At 64.3% G+C, this 21,518-nt stretch carries 16 protein-coding genes and 1 pseudogene; 11 read left to right on the top strand and 6 right to left on the bottom strand.

What is annotated here, in order from left to right:
- The first annotated feature begins 110 nt into the window (after positions 1-110).
- The 4 genes from L880_RS0116170 (at position 111) to L880_RS0116155 (ending at position 4,424) form a co-directional block, all read left to right on the top strand.
- Entirely contained in the window at positions 111-944 is an 834-nt protein-coding gene (locus L880_RS0116170) for an ABC transporter permease (protein WP_211245328.1), read from the top strand.
- A complete protein-coding gene (locus L880_RS0116165) occupies positions 944-2,224 on the top strand; it encodes an ABC transporter ATP-binding protein (RefSeq protein WP_027476558.1) in 1,281 nt (426 codons plus the stop codon). Before L880_RS0116170 ends, L880_RS0116165 begins: the two co-directional genes overlap by 1 nt.
- Positions 2,225-2,232: 8 nt before the next feature.
- Complete coding sequence (locus tag L880_RS0116160; RefSeq protein WP_051443356.1) at positions 2,233-3,162, top strand: hypothetical protein; 930 nt, start codon at positions 2,233-2,235, stop codon at positions 3,160-3,162.
- Positions 3,163-3,248: 86 nt separating this feature from the next.
- The gene (locus L880_RS0116155) at positions 3,249-4,424 is read left to right on the top strand and encodes an acyltransferase family protein (protein WP_157462923.1); all 1,176 of its coding nucleotides are present in this window, start codon (positions 3,249-3,251) and stop codon (positions 4,422-4,424) included.
- A gap of 53 nt (positions 4,425-4,477) precedes the next feature.
- Here L880_RS0116155 and L880_RS32560 read toward each other — a convergent pair whose 3' ends face one another.
- The gene (locus L880_RS32560) at positions 4,478-8,158 is read right to left on the bottom strand and encodes a methyltransferase domain-containing protein (RefSeq protein ID WP_245615188.1); all 3,681 of its coding nucleotides are present in this window, start codon (positions 8,156-8,158) and stop codon (positions 4,478-4,480) included.
- Between the two features lie 137 nt (positions 8,159-8,295).
- Here L880_RS32560 and L880_RS0116145 point away from each other — a divergent pair, with 137 nt between their 5' ends.
- Complete coding sequence (locus L880_RS0116145) at positions 8,296-9,030, top strand: SapC family protein (protein WP_027476555.1); 735 nt, start codon at positions 8,296-8,298, stop codon at positions 9,028-9,030.
- Positions 9,031-9,168: 138 nt separating this feature from the next.
- Positions 9,169-10,376, top strand: a pseudogene (locus L880_RS35675) (glycosyltransferase family 4 protein).
- A gap of 67 nt (positions 10,377-10,443) precedes the next feature.
- Here L880_RS35675 and L880_RS34445 read toward each other — a convergent pair.
- Positions 10,444-12,831: a tetratricopeptide repeat protein gene (locus L880_RS34445; RefSeq protein ID WP_027476554.1), complete on the bottom strand. Its 2,388-nt coding sequence runs from the start codon at positions 12,829-12,831 to the stop codon at positions 10,444-10,446.
- Between the two features lie 192 nt (positions 12,832-13,023).
- On the opposite strand from L880_RS34445, the gene argB reads away from it, so the two are divergent.
- Genes argB through slmA form a run of 4 tightly spaced genes read left to right on the top strand, consistent with a single transcriptional unit; the run spans position 13,024 to position 16,828 of the window.
- Positions 13,024-13,914: an acetylglutamate kinase gene (gene argB, locus L880_RS0116130; protein ID WP_027476553.1), complete on the top strand. Its 891-nt coding sequence runs from the start codon at positions 13,024-13,026 to the stop codon at positions 13,912-13,914.
- Between the two features lie 37 nt (positions 13,915-13,951).
- Positions 13,952-14,656, top strand: a complete 705-nt coding sequence (locus tag L880_RS0116125; RefSeq protein ID WP_027476552.1) for a response regulator transcription factor — start codon at positions 13,952-13,954, stop codon at positions 14,654-14,656.
- Between the two features lie 5 nt (positions 14,657-14,661).
- A complete protein-coding gene (locus L880_RS0116120; RefSeq protein WP_027476551.1) occupies positions 14,662-16,089 on the top strand; it encodes a sensor histidine kinase in 1,428 nt (475 codons plus the stop codon).
- A gap of 52 nt (positions 16,090-16,141) precedes the next feature.
- On the top strand, positions 16,142-16,828 hold the full coding sequence (gene slmA, locus L880_RS0116115) for a nucleoid occlusion factor SlmA (protein ID WP_027476550.1): 687 nt from the start codon (positions 16,142-16,144) through the stop codon (positions 16,826-16,828).
- A gap of 30 nt (positions 16,829-16,858) precedes the next feature.
- On the opposite strand, the gene L880_RS0116110 is transcribed toward slmA, so the two are convergent.
- Complete coding sequence (locus L880_RS0116110; RefSeq protein ID WP_157462921.1) at positions 16,859-17,455, bottom strand: hypothetical protein; 597 nt, start codon at positions 17,453-17,455, stop codon at positions 16,859-16,861.
- Between the two features lie 185 nt (positions 17,456-17,640).
- On the opposite strand from L880_RS0116110, the gene L880_RS0116105 reads away from it, so the two are divergent.
- Entirely contained in the window at positions 17,641-18,504 is an 864-nt protein-coding gene (locus L880_RS0116105) for a fumarylacetoacetate hydrolase family protein (protein WP_027476548.1), read from the top strand.
- Between the two features lie 62 nt (positions 18,505-18,566).
- On the opposite strand, the gene L880_RS0116100 is transcribed toward L880_RS0116105, so the two are convergent.
- The 3 genes from L880_RS0116100 to L880_RS0116090 are packed head-to-tail and all read right to left on the bottom strand — an operon-like array spanning position 18,567 to position 21,441.
- Positions 18,567-19,571 (bottom strand): Bug family tripartite tricarboxylate transporter substrate binding protein, encoded by a 1,005-nt coding sequence (locus L880_RS0116100; protein ID WP_027476547.1) that lies wholly within the window; start codon positions 19,569-19,571, stop codon positions 18,567-18,569.
- Between the two features lie 38 nt (positions 19,572-19,609).
- Positions 19,610-20,428: a beta-keto acid cleavage family enzyme gene (locus L880_RS0116095; RefSeq protein WP_027476546.1), complete on the bottom strand. Its 819-nt coding sequence runs from the start codon at positions 20,426-20,428 to the stop codon at positions 19,610-19,612.
- Positions 20,429-20,475: 47 nt separating this feature from the next.
- On the bottom strand, positions 20,476-21,441 hold the full coding sequence (locus L880_RS0116090; RefSeq protein ID WP_027476545.1) for a 3-hydroxyacyl-CoA dehydrogenase family protein: 966 nt from the start codon (positions 21,439-21,441) through the stop codon (positions 20,476-20,478).
- Positions 21,442-21,518 lie beyond the last annotated feature (77 nt).

The raw sequence follows: 21,518 nt of genomic DNA, 5'->3' as shown, positions 1-21,518 counted from the left end.
GCTGACTTCATCTCCCATGCGATTCTGTCAAATAGTCGTCGTGCTGGGAGAGGTCAATAAAAGCTGAACCCAACCCGAGGCGCCCTGTTGCGACCTCGGGTTTTTTGATCATGGTGTTTAACAATGAAACAAGAAAGGCTGCCGTGGAGGCCCTGCTAGACGATGCGCGCCAATTGTGGCGAAACCGCTCTTTGCTGCGCACGCTTGTGCGGCGTGAGATCTCGGCCCGTCATGCTGGGACGGCTGCTGGCGCAATGTGGTCTTACATCCAGCCCTTGCTGACTGTGGCTGTGTATTACCTGGTGTTTGACATCGTTTTTGCCATGCGTTTGGGCGAACAGGCGCCGGTGCGGGCTGTGGGCACCTTCTTGATCGTTGGATCCTTGCCCTGGATGGCTTTTTGCGAATTCATCAACCGCGGCATGACCAGCTTGGTTGATGCTGGGGGGCTTTTGCAAAAAAATGCATTACCTCCCGTGTTGTTTCCGGTGAGATCGGTCTTGGCCAGCTCGGTGGTTTATGGCCCACTCATCTTGGCATTGATTCCCTTGTATGGAGCACATCACCACTACCAGGCGGCCCTGTTGGCCCTTCCGGTATTGATGTTGCTGCAAACATTACTCGCCTTGTTCATGGCTTATCTGCTGGCCATATTGGCGGCGGCTTTGCGCGACACGGTGCAAGTGGTTGGCTTTTTATTGTCGTTAGGGGTCTTTATTTCGCCCATTTTGTTTCCGTTGTCGCAGTTTCCGGAAGCTGGACGCTGGGCTCTGTGGATCAACCCCATCACACCATTTGTCTTGGCTTACCAAAGCGTGTTTCTGACGGGGCAATGGCCGCCGGTCGCCCACTGGGGCGTGATGCTGATGTGGGTGCTGGGCTGTGGCAGCTTGCTTTCACTGGTGCTGGGTCGCAGCCGCGACCATTTGGTGGATTGGCTGTGATGAACAAGTCAAAAAACACCGATCAGCCTGTGTTGCGTGTACAGCAACTCAGCAAAGAGTATCGCCTGTACGACTCACCGGGTGCACGCCTGCGCTCCCTGTTTTGGAATGGCGCTGGTTACCGCATTCAGCGCGTGCTGCAGGATGTGAACTTTGAGCTCTACCGTGGCCAATGCCTGGGCGTGGTGGGCAACAATGGCGCGGGCAAAAGCTCGTTGCTCAAATTGGTGGCCGGGACCTTGCAGCCCACCCTGGGTGTGTTGGAGCGTCGTGGCCGCGTCACGGCCATTCTGGAGTTGGGCGCGGGTTTTCACCCCGACTTCACGGGCCGCGACAACCTGTTCTTTGGTGGTCGCCTGACTGGCTTGTCGGATGCAGAGATCCATCAATTGGCCCCCAGCATCATCGAGTTTTCCGAGCTGGGCGATGCAATTGACCGGCCCGTCAAATCGTACTCCTCAGGCATGGTGGTGCGCCTGGCTTTTGCCTTGGTCACCGCGATCGAGCCCGATGTGCTGATCATTGACGAGGCCTTGGCCGTGGGTGATCAGCATTTTCAGAAAAAATGCATCGAACGCATTGATACTTTCCGACAAAACGGCTGCACGATCCTGTTTTGCTCGCACAGTATGTACCACGTGCGCAGCATCTGCAATCGGGCCATCTGGCTGGAGGGCGGGCGCGTGCGTGCCTTTGGCGAAACCGAGGCGGTGTTGAGTGCCTACGAGGCAGAACTGCCGCCCACCGTCACCCAGACCGCACGGGGTACCGAGGTGGTACCCGTGGCTCAGCAGATGGCCGCCAGCCATGCCGCCGCACCCGCCAGCCCAGGCGCCACCGATGACGCCTCCTCCGACCTGCCTGCTTTGATCGAAGGCACGCGGGCGCGCATTCTGAAACTTGAACTCGGCGGCCTGGGCGAGGGCGACCCACCGCTGTTGATCCAGCAAGATCTGCTGGTCACGGTCACCGTGCGCGTGGCCGACCAGGAGCAACCGCAGATCGGCATCATGCTGGAGCAAGCCAAGGGGGCCGGCATCACCGTGGTGGCCACCCACACCGATGGCGTTGTGCCGCGCTCATTGGGGAATGGCTGCTGGCAAGTCCAGCTGCGTTTCACCGATCTGCCGCTGTACTCGGGCGAGTACGTGGTCAGTGCCTACCTGTTTGATCACGCCGGGTTGGTGGTGTACGACGAATGGCTGCACCATGCCTACTTTCGGGTGGTGTACGCCAGCAAGCTGCCGGGGCTGGTTCGCCTGCCTCACCGTTGGGAATAGGGCCGGACATGGGGGTATGGCTGCAGCGCTGGCGCCATTGGGGGCGCATTCAATTGCGCGATGCGCTGGAGTTGGTTTGCATCCCCGCGTTGGCGGTGGTCTTGCCCTGGCCCCTGTGTTTTCGCCTGTTCCGGTGGATTGCAGGCTTTGACCTGCTCTACCGCATGCCCGTGCGCCGAGGCCTGGAGCAGGCCCGGCAGCGGGGCTGGATGTTGCCTTCCGACGCATCCCGCTGGGCGCGTGATCTGCGCCTGGTGCGCCTGGTCGACCATGCCGACTTCTACCTGTGCGCCACTCGGCGCTCGGCCTGGCTGCGCCGCCATGTGACGGTGGACGGGGCCTGGCCTGAACCAGGGCAACCCGGCCTGTTGTGCACCTTTCACTGGGGAGCGGGCATGTGGGCCTTGCGCCATGCTCGAGCCCAGGGGCTGCAACCCCACATGATGTTGGCGCGTTTCAACCCCGATCATTTTGCGGATCATCCCGTGTTGCTGCGCTACGCGCGGGCCCGCACAGCGGGCGTGGCGCGTGAAGGGGGGCATGCCACCATCGACCCTTTGCACTCCAAAGAACCCATTCAGTCTGCTCTGACTGCGCGCGAGCAGATCATGGCGGTGATGGATGTGCCTTCGGATTCAGTGCGCTCCACACGCGTGGTCGAGTTTCTGGGGCAATCCATTGCCATGCCCAGTGGCTTGCTCCGTGTGGCGACTGAGCGGCAGGTGCCAGTGACGGTGTTCAGCATGGGGATCGACCTGCGCACGGGCCACAGGCACTTGCGCATTCACCGGCTGGAGCCCAGCAACGATTTGCCGGCTTTGATGCCCGAGGTTTTTCTGCACATGGATCGTCTGGTGCGAGAGCAACCCACCCTGTGGCATTTTTGGGGTGAGGCCGAGCGGGTGTTTGCACCTGTCCCCGATCAGGCGCCGGTTTGAGCACACTGAGCGCTGATGTGCCGAGAGTTCGGGTCGGACGCGCTTAAAGTTAGCCCCCGGTCTGTAATTCGCAACCACCCTTGCTGATGTCTTCACCTTCCACCAACCCCGCCCATCCTCCTCCCGCCAACCGCAGCCTGGGGCTGGATTGCCTGCGCAGTCTGAGCATTGTGATCGTCTTGTGCAACCATGGCCTGATCGGGTTTGTCTTCAGCCAGGGCATTTTGCCGTTTCAGGGTTGGCTCGCTCGATTCAGTGCCAGCGCTGTGTTGTCGATCGAATGGCTGTTTCTGCTCAGCGGCTATTTGATTGGCGCCATGATGATTCGCAGTTTTGAATCGGGGCGGCCCTGGGCGGCTTGTGCCCGGGATTTCTGGCTGCGTCGGTGGTTTCGAACCGTGCCGAATTACTACCTGTTTTTGATCCTGAATCTGCTTTTGGTCTCCTGGGGCTGGATGGAAGGGGTTTTTGATTGGAAGTTTCTGGTTTTTTCGCAAAACCTGGCGTGGACAGAAACAACCCCGCATTTCTTTGGCGAGTCGTGGTCGCTGGCACTGGACGAATGGTTCTACTTCAGCATGCCCTTGCTGCTGGGCCTGGTGGCCAGCCTGGGGGTCAAGCGCAATCAAACGCGCTTCATGCTGGTGTCGCTGTTCTTGATCGTGGGGCCCACCTTGTTGCGGGCAATGCACGCGCCTTCGGTCGAGTTCTTTGGCTGGGACGCTGATATTCGCCGAGTGACGATCTATCACCTCGATGCCACAGGCTGGGGTGTGTTGGCTGCAGTGATGAACAAGTGGTTCAAGCCTTGGTGGCGCTCACGCGAAGGCGCCAAGGCCCTGGCAGGAGTGGCGCTGATGGGCTTGGGCCTGTATGGCGTGTGCGATTTGCTGCAGCCCGTCAGCCCCCTCATGGGCCGGGTCTGGAACGTGGCCGCCATCGCCTGCATGGCCGCCGGTACGTTTCTGGTCATGCCCTGGCTGACGCAATCCTTCAGTGCCAAGCCACGCTTGGCGGCCTTCACGGGGCGGCTCAGCATGTACGCCTACTCGATCTACCTGAGCCATTTCCCGATGATGTTCGTGTACCTGCATGTACTGAAGGCGCAAGGGCCTGTCACCGCGTGGGCCTTGGCCGCCGCCGTGATCGGATGGCTGATCAGCGTGCTGCTGATCTCGGCGTTGGTCTACCACCTGTTTGAAGGCCCCGTGGCCGATCTGCGAGAGCGATTTACTCGCAAAGTGGATGCATCGCCGTTTTAAGCGGCCTGAGGGCGGTTCGTCTGGGTATCAGGTCGGCCTATCTGGCCCTTGATTCAGGTGTCATTTCCAGCTGTGGTGGCGCGAGGCAGATACTCGTTCTGATAATCAAACGCGGGCACGCGCAAAGCTTCGAAGTGCCCTGGTTTCAGGTTCGGTAATGCAGGCGCTTGCCCCGAGCTGAAATGCTGCGCCATGAGTGTCTGAAAAACCGCCAGCCAGCCCGCGGCATCCGTGTTCCAAGGCAGAACCCACGTCCAGGGGCGACCTGCGAGCCGAGCCGGGAAAGCCCCCAGATCGGGTGCCACGATGGGCAGGCCCGCCTGCAGGCAGGCGCTGAGGGTGTAGCTGTAAGTCTCGGGTGCCTGCACCGGAAACCACACCACATCCGGGTGCAGCCAATTCAGCAATGCGGGCAGTTCATCGTTCTGGTAGCGTCCATGAACCGTCAGGTGCGCGCGAGGTTGGGTGCTGAGGTCTCGGTAAGCGTGCCCCAGCAGGTGAAAGTCGACGGGAATACCCTGGCGGGCCGCCAACAGCGCGGTTTGCTCCAGCAGGTCTGCGCCTTTGAGCACGTTCAACGCGCCAATCACCGCCACCTTGAGCCGTGCGCCCGCGGGCAGCGCCTGGGGGTTCGGGTTGGGCAAAGCCTGCCCCGCAGGCAGGTCAGGGTGTGGGGCCAGGCGCAGTTCGGCCTGGGGCACGAAGCTGTGCATGCGGCGGGCCGTGTCGATGCTGGGGGCCAACACATGGCGCATGCGCTGCAAGATGGCGCGATGGTCGCGGCGCCACACCTCGATGGTCTTGTGGTCGGGGGCCGGGCGCTCTTGCAGGCAGGCGGCACATTGGCTGGGCCCTTGCTCCCCGCAGTAGCGCCCGTTCACGTCTACCAGCGACACCTGGGGGCACAGGGTGTAGAAGTCGTGTGCGGTGAAATCGGCAGGCACACCCAGGTCGCGAGGCAGGTTCAGCACCTCGCTGCCGTGGTCCAGCAGGTGGTGGTAGTGCACCAGCACCACGCCCAGTTGTTGCAGGCGTGCTCGCAAGGCCGGGGCCTCGTCGGGCAACTGAAAGCTCTCCAGGTAGCCCTCACGCGGGTCCACACAACTCAGCTTCAGCACGCCGCCTTCGTAAGGCCGCAACAGCAGAAAGTCGGCTCTCTGGCCCAGCTGTTGTGCCAGTTCGCGGATGTGCTGCAGGGTGCCACCGGCGGCGTTGTGGCTCACGGCCAGCACCTTGGGTCGGCCGGTGGCCTGCAGGCGCAGCAGGTCGATCTGCTGGCGGGCCGGGCGGGCCGGGTCGGCCTGCACAAAGCGTTGAACCTCGGCCTCATAGCCGGGGTGCAGACGGCGCAGGGTGCGCATGGCGGCCCGTTCACGTTCGTTTTTGCTGTCGCCAAAGCTCACGCCGCCGCGGTGCAGCACAAAGGTGTCCAGAGCATGCAGATGGCGCCAGCCTGCGGCGCTGGCGCGGCAGCAAAAATCGTTTTCTTCGCCGTAGCCCTTGCCAAAGTGCTCTACATCGAACAGGCCCACCACCTGCAGGCAATCACGCCGGATGTACATGCAAAACCCGATGGCCGTCGGGATGTCCACCGTCTGCCCGGGCAGATGCCGCGCCAGCATCTGGTCGAGCGACGCCGTATCCAACCCTTCGGGCAGCTCATTGGCTTCGCAAAAACGGGGGTAGCTGCAAATCGTGGCGTTGTTTGAAAACGGGGTCACTGAAGACACTCGGGGGGCGCTGTAGGCCGCACGGCGCATCCGGTCCAGCCAGTCGTTGGCCACCTCGGTGTCGCTGTTGAGCAGCAGCACGTCGTGGGCCTCGCTCAGCGCCATGCCGCGATTGACGGTGGCCACAAAGCCCAGGTTGCTTTCGTTCTCCAGCAGCATCACCTCGGAGTGGGTCGCGGCCCATTGGCGCAACCAGTCGCTCAACTCGGGCTCAGGGCTGCAGTCATTGATCACGATCAGGCGGGTGGGCGTGTGCTGATGGTGGGCCAGAACCGATTCAAGGCATTGCTTCGTGTCGTTCAGGCCGCGGTACACCGGCACGATGATGTCCACCGTGGGGGCCAAGGGCGGGGCGATCGAGGCCGGCATCAAGGGCGCTATGGCCGTCGAGGCGGGCCGGGCGGAGGGTTCGGGCGTTGCAGCGGTCACCGCGGCTGGGTCCGGGGTGGCGGCGAGGGACGGCACCGATGGGGCCGCCACGGGCGACGGGGTGGCTTGCTGAGCTGCTGCGGGCCGCAGGCTGCGCCTGGCGAGCCTGAGCAGTCGGTGCAAGGGGTGGGCTTGGGCGGCTTGCCGTGCCGCGTGGCTTTGCCGCAGGGCCTCCTGGCTTTGTTGCAAGGCCTGCAGGGTCTGCTCGTGCTCGGCTTGCAGGGCTTGCAGCCGCTCGTGCCGCGCTACGGCCTGCCCATGTTCGTGTCGCCACTCTCGTTCCATGGCTTGCAGTTGCTGTTCAAGCTGCTGCGTGTGGGTCTGGTCGGTCGACCAAGCGTCGCGCAGGCGGGCCAGTTCTTGCTCGCTGGGCTGAATTTGCCGCAAGTGCTCCAGCAGGGCCAGGTAGTCGGTGGAGGCAGGCCAGCCCAGGCTGGCTTGCAGTGTTCCACCAGCCAGGGCCTGCCAAGGGAGTGCGCGGGGCAGTTCCAGCCAGGGGTCTGAGCCCTCCAGCACCGACAGCACCCCGGACTGTGCATCCACCGCTGGGGCCAGGCTGATCTGATGCAGGGCGCAGTCGGCCAGTGCGGCGGTGCCGAGTTGTCGGAAGTCGGCCTCCCAAATGCGCAGACCTGTGGCATCCAGCAGTTCCAGCCGGTGCCAGCGCATGAAACCGGGTCGGTCTGCGGGGTCCAGCCGCAGCCCGCACAGTCCCAGCTTGGAGGGCAGGGGGTAGCGCAGGGTCTGAAAGTCTTGTCCGATGACGCCACTGACTTGCAGCTTTTGGGCTTCCTGGAAGCCTTGACCCAGGTCCCAGTAGAGCGTGGTGCCGAAGCTGGGCGGCAGGGGCGCAACGGGTGCCTGCAAGGTGGGCGAATGCGGGGCATCCGGCACGCAGGCCGTGATGAATTGGTAGGTCAGTGCATCAGGCAAGGTGCACAGGTAGTGCGACACTGCCGGCGGCAACAGGTCGAAAGCCACCTCGAATTCGGTCTGAGGCACATCCCGTTGAATGCCCTCCAACCGCGTGGCGCCCCAGCCTTGATCGGCCAAAAAGCCGAGCCAGCTCCGGCGGGTGAAGAATCGCAGGTGGGTTCGGTCCAGCAGGCCTTCGTCGCGGTACTCAAGTCGCCCGCCCATCAGTTCGCCAATCAGGCCCGCATGGCCTGCATTCGGGATCGAGGCCAACAGCTGACCGCCTGGCGCCAAGTGTTGGCGACATTGGGCCAGCAGGCGTTCGGGCGAGCGCAGGTGCTCCAGGACATCGGCACAAACAATCACGTCGTATCGTTGCTCGCCCAGCAGGGTGGCCAGCTCGCACTGGTCCAGGTCGGCCACGGCCACCTGTTGGTACCACTGGCGTGCTGCCTCAGCCTCCGCGGGGTTGTAGGTGATGCCGTCAATGCGATCCGTCCCACGCTGGCGCAGCAAATGGCCCAGGGCCCCCGCACCACAGCCCAGGTCCAGCACGCGAGATCCCGGGGCAATCCACTGTGCCAACCGTCCCAGGGAATGTGAGGCGTCAAGGCTCAGGTCGCGTTGGTAGACGTGGAGTGGGGTGGAGGCACTTTGCATGCGTGAATTATCTCGCCCTCTTGGGGCAGACACGGGGGTGTTGGTAAAGGGAGCGCGCCCCTCCGATTTAGAATCGTGCTTTGTCCAATCACTGGTGCTGGCCCGGGCCGCCCATTCAATTCGATCAAAGGTCATTCATGCAGGCACTGAAAGCCGTCACCCCCGAAGCATTTGCGGGCAAATACTGGAAGCACCCGGGCAACTATCTTTATGCCGCAGGCTTGAACCTCATTCCGGTGGTGGCCGCCGAATTGTCCAAGGCGGCTGCGCACATGCCGCTGGCATTCGTGGAGTTTGGTGGCCGTTGGCAATTGATGGCCGTCACCTCGCTGATCCCCAACACCAATTTGCTGGTGGGTCCGCAGGGTCAATGGCTGGGCCAGTACATTCCGGCCTCGATGCGCGGCTATCCATTCGCGTTGGCCCGCCCGCAGGGCACCGATACCCTGGTGCTGTCCACCACCGATGAAGGTGATCACATCGTGGGCGCCGATGAGGGCATGCCTTTCTTCGATGCGTCGGGCCAACCCAGCCCACAGACCCAGCGTGCCATGAACTTCCTGGTCGATTTCAACACCAGCCGCACGCAAACCTGGCGCGCCATCGATGCCTTGGTGGCCGCCAAACTGCTGGTGCCTTGGGAGCTGACCTCCACCCACAACGGGCAGATCCAGCCGGTGGAAGGCTTGTACCGCCTGGATGACGTGCGCTTTGCCGCCCTGTCGCCCAAGGCCCTGGCCACCCTGCATGCGGAAGGCGCAGCCTTGGTGGCGTATGCCCAGTTCTTCTCCCGCGAGCAGTTGGGTCGTCTGCAGGCCGCTGAGCGCGAGCAGGCACGTCTGCGTGGCGTCGACGCTGCGCCGCAGGCCTGAGGCGCATTTGACCCCCTCGACCGAGTTAGATCTGATCCCGTGGGCCAGCGACGGCATGGAGGTTGAGCGCGCATGGTGGTGCTGACCTCGATTGCCTTTCTGCTGGCCGTGTTCGTCGGGGGCTGGCTGGTGCTGCGCATGCCGGCTGGGGCCTACAGCCATGACAAGCCTCAGCGCTTTCATGAAGGCGAGGTGTCACGTCTCGGTGGCGTGGCGCTGGTTGTGGCGTTGGTTCTGGCCTGGCTGGTGGGGGCAGGCTTGGATGGCTGGTTGTTGCAGCTCAATCTGCACCTGCCTTTGAAAACCGTGTTGCTGGCAACGTTGGCTCTGGTTCCTGCGATGGTGGTGGGCTTGCTTGAAGACCTGACCCAGCGGGTCTCGGTGCGTCGGCGCATGCTGGCCACGCTCATGAGCGGCGGCCTGGCCTGCTGGGCGTTGGATTTGTCGATCAATCGCATGGGCATTGGGGGCCTGGATGCTTGGCTGCAGGCCTGGCCTTGGCTGGATCGTCGGTTGAACGGGCACGACCCAACAAAACAGACCAACCCGAGCATGCGTGCGCCTGGGCTCACGGATTCAGGGGCCTTGGCTGGGCATCGGCTTGGCCGTCTTGGCGATCACGGGGCTACCGCATGCCTTCAACATCATTGATGGCTCGCTTGGCTGGGCATCGGCTTGGCCGTCTTGGCGATCACGGGGCTACCGCATGCCTTCAACATCATTGATGGCTACATTTCTTCGGGTACAACGGCTTGGCCGGGGTGGTCGTGACCTTGATCGCATTGGCTTTGGCCCATGTGGCCTTGCAGGTGGGTGACCGGGCCGTGGCCGCCTTGATGATGGCGCTGGTGGGCGCCACGGCGGGCTTTTTGTTCTGGAACTATCCCCGCGGGCAGTTGTTCGCAGGTGATGCGGGGGCTTACCTCTGGGGCGGGGTGATTGCGCTTGGGGCCATCATGCTGGTGCAGCGCAACCCCCAGGTCTCACCTTGGTTCCCGGTGTTGCTCTTGATGTACCCGGTGTGGGAGACCCTGTTCTCGATCTATCGAAAAGCGGCCAGAGGGCATTCGCCGGGCTTGGCAGACGCCCTGCATTTTCACCAATTGATTTTTCGCCGCCTGGTCAAAGGGGTGTTTCACGATGGGCGAGTGCGCCATTTGTTGATCCGAAACAATCGCACATCTCCTTACCTTTGGGGCTTTTCTGCATTGACGGTGCTTCCCGCCGTGTTGTTCTGGAAGTCGACACTGGCGCTGATGCTGTGCTGTGCGCTTTTCGCCATTCTGTATGTCTTGGCTTACCTGGCGATTGTTCGTTTCAAGATTCCCCACTGGCTGAAGCACTGATCCAAGCGCTGAAGGCCTGTCAGATCAAGTAGATGCCCCAGCACAGGGGCATCTTCTCAAGGTCAATTCAGCGGCTGGACGTCCCAAGCGTCAACACGGCAGGTGGCAGACTTTGCAGATGACGTTGGTACATCTGCTCGTACAAGGCTTCCAGGTTTCGGGTGAACAGAGCGTTGTCATAGAGCGGCGCTTGGGCGCGCCCGTCGGCCAGTTTCTGCTTGAGCGCTTGGGCACGGCCTGGCGTGGTGGCGATTTCGATGGCCAGGCGTTCAAATTCGCTGCGTTCAGTGCATGCTAGCTCGGGCAGTCCCGCGGCGCTCACCAGGCTGCCGGCCACTCGGCTGGCAAAAGTCTGGCCCATGCAGGTCAACACCGGCAGCCCGGCCCACAGGGCATCCATGGCTGTGGCGTGCGCGTTGTAAGGGGTGGTATCCAGGAACAGGTCGGCCAGCGCATAGCGGGCCAGGTGATCGGCCTGGCTGGGGACCCGCCCGGCAAACACCAAACGGTCGCCGGCCACTCCACGTGATTCGGCGTGCTCACGCAGGGCTTTCTGTACCACGCCCCCGGCCTGCAGCCACAGCACCGAATCGGGCACCGCCAGCAAGATGCGCATCCAGCTGTCAAAGACCTCCGGGGTCAGCTTGTTGAGGTTGTTGAAGCCGCAGAACACAAAGCCCGACGCCGGCAACTGCTGGCTGGCCCGGCTGGCGGGCGCACTGACAGGCCGGCGTGTGTCATTGGGCATGAACTGGTCGGGCATGTAGGCGATCTGTTCGGTGTAGGCGCCACGCAGTTCGTCTGGGATCACCACCGGGTCGGCAATCATGTAATCCATGTAGGGGGCGCCCAGCGTGCCTGGAAAGCCCAGGTAGTTGACTTGCACGGGGGCGGCCCGGTTGGAGAAGATGCCGGGGCGGCTTTGGGCGGTGTAGCCGGTCAGATCGATGGCGATATCAACGCCCAACTGGCGCGCCATGTCGGCCACATCCGCGTCCGAAGACTCGTGCACATTCAAAAAGCGGTCAAAGCATTCGGTGATCCGCCGGTTCATCTGGTCATCGTGCAGGGGGCCCAGCGAGAAAGCATACAGTTCGAAGCGGTCCCGATCGTGCCGGGTCAGGGTTTCGAGCAACAGCAAGGCCACTGGGTGCTCACCGAAATCGGCCGATATGTAGGCGATGCGGATTTTCTGGCGGCGCGGGTCGCGGCGGGCAAACTTGGGCTTGACCTGGTCGGTGAGTGCCAGCCCCTGGCCGACTTTTTCGGCCCCTTGCTTGAGCAGCATCGGGTCATTGAGCACCTTGGCCAGGGTCAGGGGCTGGTTTTGAATGTGCTCGGACAGCACCGCTTTCTTCAGGTCGGTGATCAGGGCGTCCAAGCCTTGCCACTGGGCGCTCGACAGCTTGATGTCGACCAGCGATTCCAGGACGCCGCTTTGCTCGGGTTCCAGTTCGCGGGCCTTTTCCAGCATGCGCAGGCCTTCGTCAAATCGCTTGAGCTGACCCAGCATCTGGCCCGCGTACAGGTGTGCAGGGCCTGAGGTGGGCGTTTTTTCGACGGCCTTTTGGTAGTACACCAAGGCCTCTTCGTAGAGGCTCTCACTGGCGACCAGGTGCCCCTGGACGAGCAATGCCTCGGTATTGGCTGGGTCGGCGACCAGGGCCTTGTCCGCAAACAGCCGGGCCTTGACAGGGTGCTTTTTGACATGGTGTGCAAAAGCCAGCTTGGCTAGCCCTGCCGCATTGCCGGGCTCGCGTGCCAGCAGCTTTTCACAATGTTGGATGGCCTCGTCGTACCGGGCCCAGTCCACGGCCAGCGTGGCGGCAATCAGCAGAAATTCAGTGTTCTCTGGCTGGGCTTGCAAAGCTGGTTCGATGGCAAGCTTGGCTTGCTCGTACTCGCGCAAATGGCTGTAAGACACCGCCAGCCTTGCCAAGGCTTGAGGCTGCCCCGGCGCCAGGGCCAACACCTTGTTCAGCCCCTCGATGGCCTCGGCGTGCTTTTGCACGCTTTGCAGCGCCACGGCCCTGTTGTACAGAGCCTCGGCATAGTTCGGATTCAGGCGGATGGCTTCGGCATAGTCCTTCAAGGCCAGATCGGTCAACTTGAGGTCTTGCTGCACATTGCCCCGGTTGTTGTAGGCCTCGGCGTAGTCGGGTTTGAGCTGAATGGCCCGGGTGCAGCTTTGCAGCGCTTCCGGCAGGCGTCCCAGCAGGCGCAGCATGTTCGCGCGGTTGTTGTGAAAGGCGGGCTGCTGGGGGGCCAGGGCAATCGCCTGGTCGAGCATCTGCAGGGCCTGGGGCAGTTCACCCATCTGGGCCAGGCACACTGACAGCAGTTGCAAGGCATTGATGTCGGCAGGATTCATTCGGCGCCATTGCTCGTAGCGCTGGCGGGCCTCGGGCAGGCGCCCCTGTTGATGAAGTGAAATGGCCTGATTGAAGAGTTCCATGGGCTGGGCTGAAATGGGTCTGCAAGGCGCCCGCAGGCGCAAGGCCGCCATTATCGGCGTTGCTGACATGCTGGAGTCGTGTCGCTTGCGGCACAATTCCGGCTTGTCAGGGTGCATCGGCACCGACTGGCCTTGTTTTCGCCACCCCGTTGAGGCCTGTTGGGCCCAACCTCCACACTTCCAGTTCAGACCATGACCGAACTCCAATCCATTGCCCCGCGCGACAAGGCCGAGATCCTGGCCCAGGCGCTGCCCTACATCCGCAAGTTCCACGGCAAGACGCTGGTCATCAAGTATGGCGGCAACGCCATGACCGATCCGGCCCTGCAGGCCGACTTTGCTGAAGACGTGGTGCTGCTCAAGCTGGTCGGCATGAACCCGGTGGTGGTGCACGGCGGCGGCCCGCAGATCGAGACGGCCCTGAACCGCCTGGGCAAGAAGGGTGAGTTTGTGCAGGGCATGCGCGTGACCGATGCCGAGACCATGGAAGTGGTCGAATGGGTGCTGGCCGGCGAAGTGCAGCAAGACATCGTGGGCCTGATCAACCAGGCCGGCGGCAAGGCCGTGGGCCTGACCGGGCGTGATGGCGGCATGATCCGCGCACAGAAACTCAAGATGGTCGACAACCACGACCCGAGCAAAGAGTACGACGTGGGCCAGGTGGGCGACATCGTCTCGATCGACCCCAGCGTGGTCAAGGCCCTGCAGGACGATGCCTTCATCCCCGTCATCAGCCCGATCGGCTTTGGTGAGGACAACGAAAGCTACAACATCAATGCCGACGTGGTGGCCAGCAAGCTGGCCACGGTGCTCAAGGCCGAGAAGCTGGTGCTGCTGACCAACACCCCGGGCGTGCTCGACAAAGCCGGCCAGCTGTTGACCGACCTGACGGCCAAGCGCATCGATGAGCTGTTTGCCGACGGCACCATCTCGGGCGGCATGCTGCCCAAGATCGCCGGGGCCCTGGATGCGGCCAAGAGCGGCGTCAACGCGGTGCACATCATCGACGGCCGTGTGCCGCACGCCATGCTGCTCGAAATCCTGACCGATCAGGCTTACGGCACCATGATCCGCTCGCATTGAGCGGCGCCGGTTTCACGCTGTTGAGGATGGCATTGCCATGAGGCTGCTGCTGGTCGAAGACGATGTGATGGTGGCCAGCGGCATCAAGCTGGGCCTGACGGACGCCGGCTATGCCGTCGACTGGGTGGGCAGCGGTGAACGCGCCGAAGAGGTGCTGCGCGCCGAGACCTTCGATGCCGCCATCATCGACATCGGCCTGCCCGGCATGAGCGGGCTGGACCTGACGCGGCGCCTGCGCCTGTCGGATGTGGCCAGCCGCACCATGCCCGTGCTGATCCTGACCGCCCGCGACGCCTTGCAAGACCGCGTGCAGGGGCTGGACTTGGGCGCCGACGACTACATGGTCAAGCCCTTTGAGCTGCCCGAGTTGCTGGCCCGCCTGCGCGCACTGCTGCGCCGCTCGCAGGCCGCGACTTCGGCCGTGCTGAGCTTTGGCCCGCTTGAAATGGACACCGCCAGCCGCCGCGCCACCGTGCGTGCCGTGGTCGACGGCCAAACCCGCCAGCAGGTGATCGACCTGGGGCCGCGAGAGTGGACGGTGATGGAGTACCTGCTCATCAACGCCCCCAAGCCCGCCAGCAAAGACAAGCTGCTGGCCGCCTTGACCGGCTGGGACAAAGAGATCACGCCCAATGCGGTCGAGGTCTACATCTCGCGCCTGCGCAGCAAGCTCGAGCCGCATGGCCTGGCGCTGCGCTCGATCCGGGGCTTCGGCTACCGGCTTGAGCAGCAGGAAGGCTGAGCCCCATGGCCTCGGGCTTGCGCAACCGGCTGCTGGTGTTGCTGCTGGGGCCGCTGTTTGTGTTGGGCCTGGTCAACGTCTGGGTGGACTACCGCTCTGCCGACAGCGCCGCCGTGCAGCACGATCGGCAACTGCTGCGCTATGTGCCCCTGCTGGCCGATTCGGTGCTGGCGCCGGGCGTGCAGGCCGGTGACCCGCCCGTGCTGCTGCTGGCACCCCCGGTGGAGGATTTTCTCAAGGGCCGCGCCGGGCTGGCCGGCTACAGCGTCAACGACCTAGAAGGCCACCTGCTGCACGGTGACCTGTGGTTGCCCGGTGCCACCGTGGCCACGGCCGAGCCCGAGTTCCACAGCACCGAGTACGAAGGCGTCACCTACCGCATCGTCTCGCAGCGGGTGCACACCCGGGCCGGCGACCTGATCGTGCAATTGGCCGATGGCTCGGACCCCCGCCAGCAGTGGCTCAGCACCTTGCTGCGTGTGCTGCTGCCCAATGGCGTGCTGATGGTGGCAGCGGCGCTGGCCGTGAGTTGGGCCGTGGGCCGGGCGCTGCGCCCCCTGACGGAGCTGACCGAGGCCGTCAGCAAGCGTTCGCCGCAAGACCTGAGCGCCATCGATGTGGAGGCCTCGCCGGCCGAGGTGCGACCGCTGGTGGCCTCGCTCAACCGGCTGTTTGATCTGGTGAACGCGCAGTCGGCCAGCCAGCGCCGCTTCATTGCCGACGCCGCGCATCAGCTGCGCACCCCATTGGCCGGCCTGCAGGCGCAGGTCGAGGCCTGGGCCCAGGTGCTGCAGACCCGGCAGCGGCTGCGCCTGGGCGTGTCGGGGGCGGACACGGCGCCGGCCAGCATCACCCTGAATGCCGAGCAACTCGACAAGCTGCGCCAGGCCACACGGCGCACCTCCCAGCTCGCCAACCAGTTGCTGGCACTGTCGCGTGCCGATGCGCGTGCCATGGAGGCGCAGCCCATGCAGCGGGTGGACCTGCTGGCCTTGTGCGAGTCGCTGCTGGAGGCCCATCTCGATGCCGCCACCGCACGCGGCCTGGACCTGGGCCTGGCTGCCCAGCCAGCCCACACCACCGGGCATGAGTGGCTGCTGCGCGAGTTGCTGGGCAACTTGGTCGACAACGCCATCCGCTACACCCCGCGCGGTGGCAGTGTGACCATCCGCTGCGGCCTGTTGGTGGTGGGCGATTCGTCGTTGCCTTATCTGGCCGTGGAAGACGATGGGCCCGGCATTGCGCCGGCCGAACGCAACCGGGTCACCGAGCGTTTTTACCGCGTGCCCGGCACCCAGGGCGAGGGCAGTGGGCTGGGCCTGGCCATCGCCCATGAAATTGCCCGCGTGCACCACAGCAGCCTGGAGTTGTTGAGTGGCCCGGGGCAGTGCGGATTGCTGGTCAGACTGGTGCTGCCGGAGCAGACTGCCTAGGCGATGCGAAGGGCCGGTGTGCGAGAATCGTCCGAGCCGATCTTCCATGCCGATGTCTGAACCGCACGAACTCCCCGCCGCACCTGAAACCGATGCCCATCCGGTCGGCAGCGAGGCCGAGGCCCCTGCGGCCCGCAAGCGGCCCCGCCCGGGTGAGCGCCGTGTGCAGATCCTGCAGACCCTGGCCAGCATGCTGGAGCAACCCGGCGCCGAGCGCATCACCACCGCCGCGCTGGCGGCCCGCATCGGGGTCAGCGAGGCGGCACTGTACCGTCACTTTGCGAGCAAGGCGCAGATGTTCGAAGGTCTGATCGACTTCATCGAGCAGACCGTGTTTTCGCTGTCCAAGCAGATGATCGAGCGCGAAGCCGCTGCCAACCCCGACCCTGCCACGCTGGGTCGCCGCCAGGCCACGCGGGTGATCTACCTGCTGGTGCAGTTTGCAGAGAAAAACCCGGGCATGGTGCGCGTGATGTGCGGTGATGCGCTGGTGCTGGAGCACGAACGCCTGCAGCAGCGCATGAACCAGTTTTTTGAGCGCTTGGAGTTGACGTTTCGCCAATGCCTGCGTCCGCAGGCCGAGGCCACTGGTTCGGCCAAGCCCTCGGTGCGCTCGCAGGCCCAGGCCGCGGTGTTGACGGCCTTCATCCAGGGGCGCTTGCAGCGTTACGCGCGCACGGGCTTCAAACGGCTGCCGTCGGAGCAGTTGGAGGGCGCCATGGAGTTGCTGCTGGCTTGAAGACCCTCCCGCCCTGCCAAAGGGAGAGTCTCAAGGCGTGATTTCAAGGTTCAGGTCGTCAACCCATAAGGCGCCGTCGTCTTCCAGCATCACCGCCGTTTCAAGCATGTAGCCGTTGTCCGGGATCCGGAGTTCGATGGTGTAGCGCTTCCAGTCCTGGGTGCCCTTCACACGGTCATCGCTCATGTGGTTCCACTTCAGGATGTTGCTTCCGTCCGTGACATGCAGCACCAGTGCGCCGCCGCCGCCCATAGCCTTGTCCGTGCGCAGGTAACCCGACAGCTTGGCCAACTTGCCCTTCCAGCAGGCCGGGATCAAGGTTTCCTGCTTCAAGACCCCATAGTCTTCCGGACTCACCTGACGGATCTGAGCGCTGCTAGGGGCGGAGTGAAAGATCTTGGTGTCGAGTTCAAAGGCGTAGTTGCCCCTGACCCGGTGTTCGATGGCTTTCCAGCCTTTGATGCCGCCGTCCACGTTCTCGCTGAACGATGGGTTGGACAAGGTTACCTTGACGGCTTCGTTGGCGCTGGGACACCCCGCTTGCGCCTGGGCTGCGCTGGGGATTCCAGCCAGGAATGTCAATGCAGACAGCAGCAGAGTGGTTGCGTTGTGGTGTACAGAACTCATGGTGCAGAGGCGAGGTGGTGACGCACCTGACGGGTGCTGGGCAAGTTTTCAGTTGGTTTGGCATGGAAGTCTACCGCCTGGCTTGGCGCTGTTTGGATCGATGCCGCCCGGCCCGGCTGTGATCGTTATCGATAATGGCGCCGGACCGTCGTGTTGACGGTGCGGGCAATTTTTGAAAGGACACCATGAAACTCGTACGCTACGGCAACCCCGGCAAGGAAAAACCCGGCCTGATCGACGCCGAAGGCAAGTTGCGCGACCTGAGCGGCGTGCTCAAGGACTTGGGTCCAGAGCAGCTCAGCGATGCCGCCTTGGCCAAGCTGGCCAAGGTCAAGGTCGACAAGCTGCCGCTGGTGCGCGGCAAGCCTCGCTTCGGCACTCCGGTGGCCGGCGTGCGCAAGTTCATCGCCATCGGCTTGAACTACGCCGACCACGCTGCCGAGGCCGGTCTGCCGGTGCCCAAGGAGCCGGTGGTGTTCACCAAGGCCATCAGCTGTCTGCAAGGCCCCAACGATCCGGTGATGCTGCCCAAGGGCTCCAAGAAGACCGATTGGGAGGTAGAGCTGGGCGTGGTGATCGGCAAGCAGGCACGGCATGTGTCGCAAAAAGAGGCCTTGAACCACGTGGCTGGCTATGTGCTGGTCAACGACGTGAGTGAGCGTGAATTCCAGATCGAGCGCGGTGGCACCTGGGACAAGGGCAAGGGCTGCGACACCTTCGGCCCGGTCGGCCCCTGGTTGGTGACGCGCGATGAAGTGCCCAACCCGCAGCGCCTGGACCTGTGGCTGGACCTGAACGGCCAGCGCATGCAAAGCGGCAGCACCAAGACCATGATCTTCAGCGTGGCCAAGATCATCAGCTACCTGAGCCAGTTCGTGACCCTGGAGCCGGGCGACATCATCACCACCGGCACCCCGCCGGGCGTGGGCATGGGCATCAAGAAGGACGGCCAGCCGGCACCGGTGTTCCTGAAAAAGGGCGATGTCATGACCCTGGGCATCAGCGGCCTGGGCGAGCAGCGCCAAGAGGTGGTGGCTTTCAAGCTCTGAAGCCGGTCTTCACAGACCCGCCCCGGCGCGCAGGCCCCGGGGCTTTTTCATGGGGCGGGCCCTCAATCCACCGTCGCCCCCGAGTCCTTCACCAGCTTGCCCAGGCGCACCGAGTCCTTTTTGATCAGCTCGCCAAACTGCGCCGCGCTGCCCGCCACCACGGGCGTGCCGATGGCCTCCCACTTCTTGCGGAATTCGGGCTGGCTGAAGATGGCGTTCAAGGTGCTGTTGAGCTTGTCGATCACGGCCGGGGGCGTGCCGGCGCGCACGGCCACACCGTGCCAGCCGGTCATCTCGTAGCCCGGCAGACCGGCTTCGGCCATGGTGGGCACATCGGGCAGGGTGGGCACGCGTTTGGCGGTGGTGACGGCCAGTGCGGTGAGCTTGCCCGACTGGATGTAGGGCAGCGAGCTGCCCAGGATGTCGAACATCACGTTCACCTGGCCGCCCAGCAGGTCGTTCAAGGCCGGGCCCGCACCGCGGTAGGGGATGTGCGGCATCTTGGTGTCGATCTGGGTGTTGAACAACTCGCCCGCCAGGTGCTGAGGCGTGCCATTGCCGGCCGAGGCAAAGGCCAGTTCGGCGGCGCGTTTGCTCTTGAGCGCGGCAATCAACTCCTTGACCGATTTGATGCCCGTCTTGGGGTTGACCTCGAGCACCAGCGGAAAGGCCGACAACTGGATCACCGGCGCCAGGTCGGTCAGCGGGTTGAAGGGCATGTTGCGGTACAGCGTCGGGTTGACCGCCATGGGGCCGCTGGCCGCCAACAGCAGGGTGTAGCCGTCGGCGGGCGCCTGCTTGGCCACCTCGGCGCTGCCCAGGTTGCCGCCCGCGCCGCTCTTGTTGTCGACGATCACCGACACGCCCAGGCGGGTCTGCATTTCGCCCTGCAGCAGGCGTGCCATCAGGTCGGTGGGGCCGCCCGGCGGGTAGGGCACCACAAAGCGGATCGATTTGCTGGGCCAGGTCTCTTCGGCCTGGGCCAGTGGGCTGCACAGGGTGCCCAGGGCGGCGAGCGAGCTCAGGGCCAGCGTGGCCAGGGTGCGGGTGAAGGGGCGGCGTTGCATGGTGTGGTCTCCTGTTGTGTTTTTTCGGGCCTGGCGCTTCAGCCGGCAAAGCGCTCGCGGATGTGGCGTGCCGTGGCCAGGGGACGGCCCAGGCTGGCAGCGGCTTCGGCCGCCTGGGCCACCAAGGCTGCGTTGTTCGGGGCCCGGCTGCCATCCTTGAGCTGCAGGTTGTTTTCGAAGCCCACCCGCACATGCCCGCCCAGGGCGGCAGCAGCGGTCACGCAGGCGTGTTCGGTGGCGCCAAAGGCGCACACCGCCCAGGGCTCGGGCCCGGTGTGGGCGTGCACAAAGGGCACCAGGTCCAGCGGGCTGGAGGTCTGCCCCGCGGTGTAGCGCCCCAGCACAAACAGCAGGAACCAGGGGGCCTCGGGCACCACGCCGCGTTCGCGCAGTGATTGCCAGCGCGCCAGGTCAGCGCTGTCGTACAGGATCACCTGAGTCATCACCCGCTCGCGGGCCAGCCAGCCGAAGAAGTCGGCCAGGCCCGGCTCACCGATCTCGGCTTGATCGACCTCGCGCAGGCCCACCGACACGGCCTCGGGGCGCAACTCACGCACCATGGCGATCTGCGCCGGGGCGTGGTAGACGCGGGCGGCTTCGCTGGTCACTTGCAGCACCATCTGGTCGCCCACGGCGGCCCGCACCGCGCTCAGCGCATCACGGTAGCCTTCCACATCCAGGCTGTGGTGGCCCTGGGCGTCGCGGATGTGCAGGTGCAGCATGGCCGCACCCGCGTCCAGGCATTGGCGTGCCGTGAGGGCCAGGGCTGAAGGGGTCAGCGGCACGGCGGGGTGGTCGCTGTGCAGTTTGTAGGCGCCGTTGGGGGCCGAGGTGATGATCAGCGGGGTGCTGGGCATGGGGTTCTCCGATGGGGGCCGTGAGGGCGCTGTGTTGGGGGGCGGGTTCAGTCGCGGTCGATGGGCGGCAATTCGGACGCCAGCAGGGCCAGACCTTGTTGCAGCAAGGCGTCGTAGCGCTGGCGTTCGGCCAGCCGGCGCTCCTCGGGCCACTCGAAAAAGCCGGCGCCGGTCTTCATGCCCAGGCGGCCGGCGGCCACCTGCTCGCGCAGCACCTGGGCGGGCTCGGTGTTGGCGGCCAGCGAGGGGTACATGGTGGCGGCGGCGGCGCAATGCACGTCCAGCCCGGCGTGGTCGCGCTGCAGCACCGGGCCTGCGGCCAGGTAGCGGAAACCGAAGCCGAAGCGCACCGCGGCATCCACGTCTTCCGGCGTGGCCACGCCCTCGTCGATCATGGCAAAGGCCTCGCGCGCCAAGGCGTGCTGCAGGCGGTTGGCCAGAAAGCCTGGTTTGTCCTTGCGCACCCGCACCGGCACGCTGCCGCAGCCGCGCATGAACTGGCACAGGCGGCTGGCCTGCGCCTCGTCGGTGGCGGGGCCATGCACCACTTCGACCAGAGGCACCAGGTGGGCCGGCATGAAGAAGTGCAGGCCCAGCATGCGCTCGGCGGTCGGCAGGCCTGCCGCGATGGCGCTGATCGGAAAGCTCGAGCTGTTGCTGGTCAGCACCGTGTGCGCCGGGGCGCGCTGCACCAGTTCGGCGAACAGGGCCTGCTTGAGGTCCAGCTTTTCGGGAATGCATTCGATGACCAGCACCACGTCATGCCAGTCCACCTCCTGCAGGCTGGCCACCGCCTGCACGCGCTCGGCGCGTTGCGCCAGCCCCAGGGGCTGCAGGCCTTGCAGCACACGCTGGGCCATGGCTTGCCGCTGGGCGGGGTTAGGGTCACTCACGGTGACGCGGCAGCCCCCCCGGGCCAGCACGGTGGCGACATCGGCCCCCATGGTGCCGGCGCCGACGACCACGGCATGGGTGTGGCGGGGGTGGGCGGGTAAAAGCAGGTCGGTGTTCATGGTGTCAGGGCCCGGGAGGCGCTCAGAGGGATTGAGAAAGTCTGCGCAGTCTAGGGAGGGGGCATTGCACCGTCCAG

The sequence above is a fragment of the Curvibacter gracilis ATCC BAA-807 genome (assembly GCF_000518645.1).
Lineage (GTDB): Bacteria > Pseudomonadota > Gammaproteobacteria > Burkholderiales > Burkholderiaceae_C > Curvibacter > Curvibacter gracilis.
Note: the sequence above shows the minus strand (reverse complement) of the source record. Positions and strands in the feature narration are given on the sequence as shown.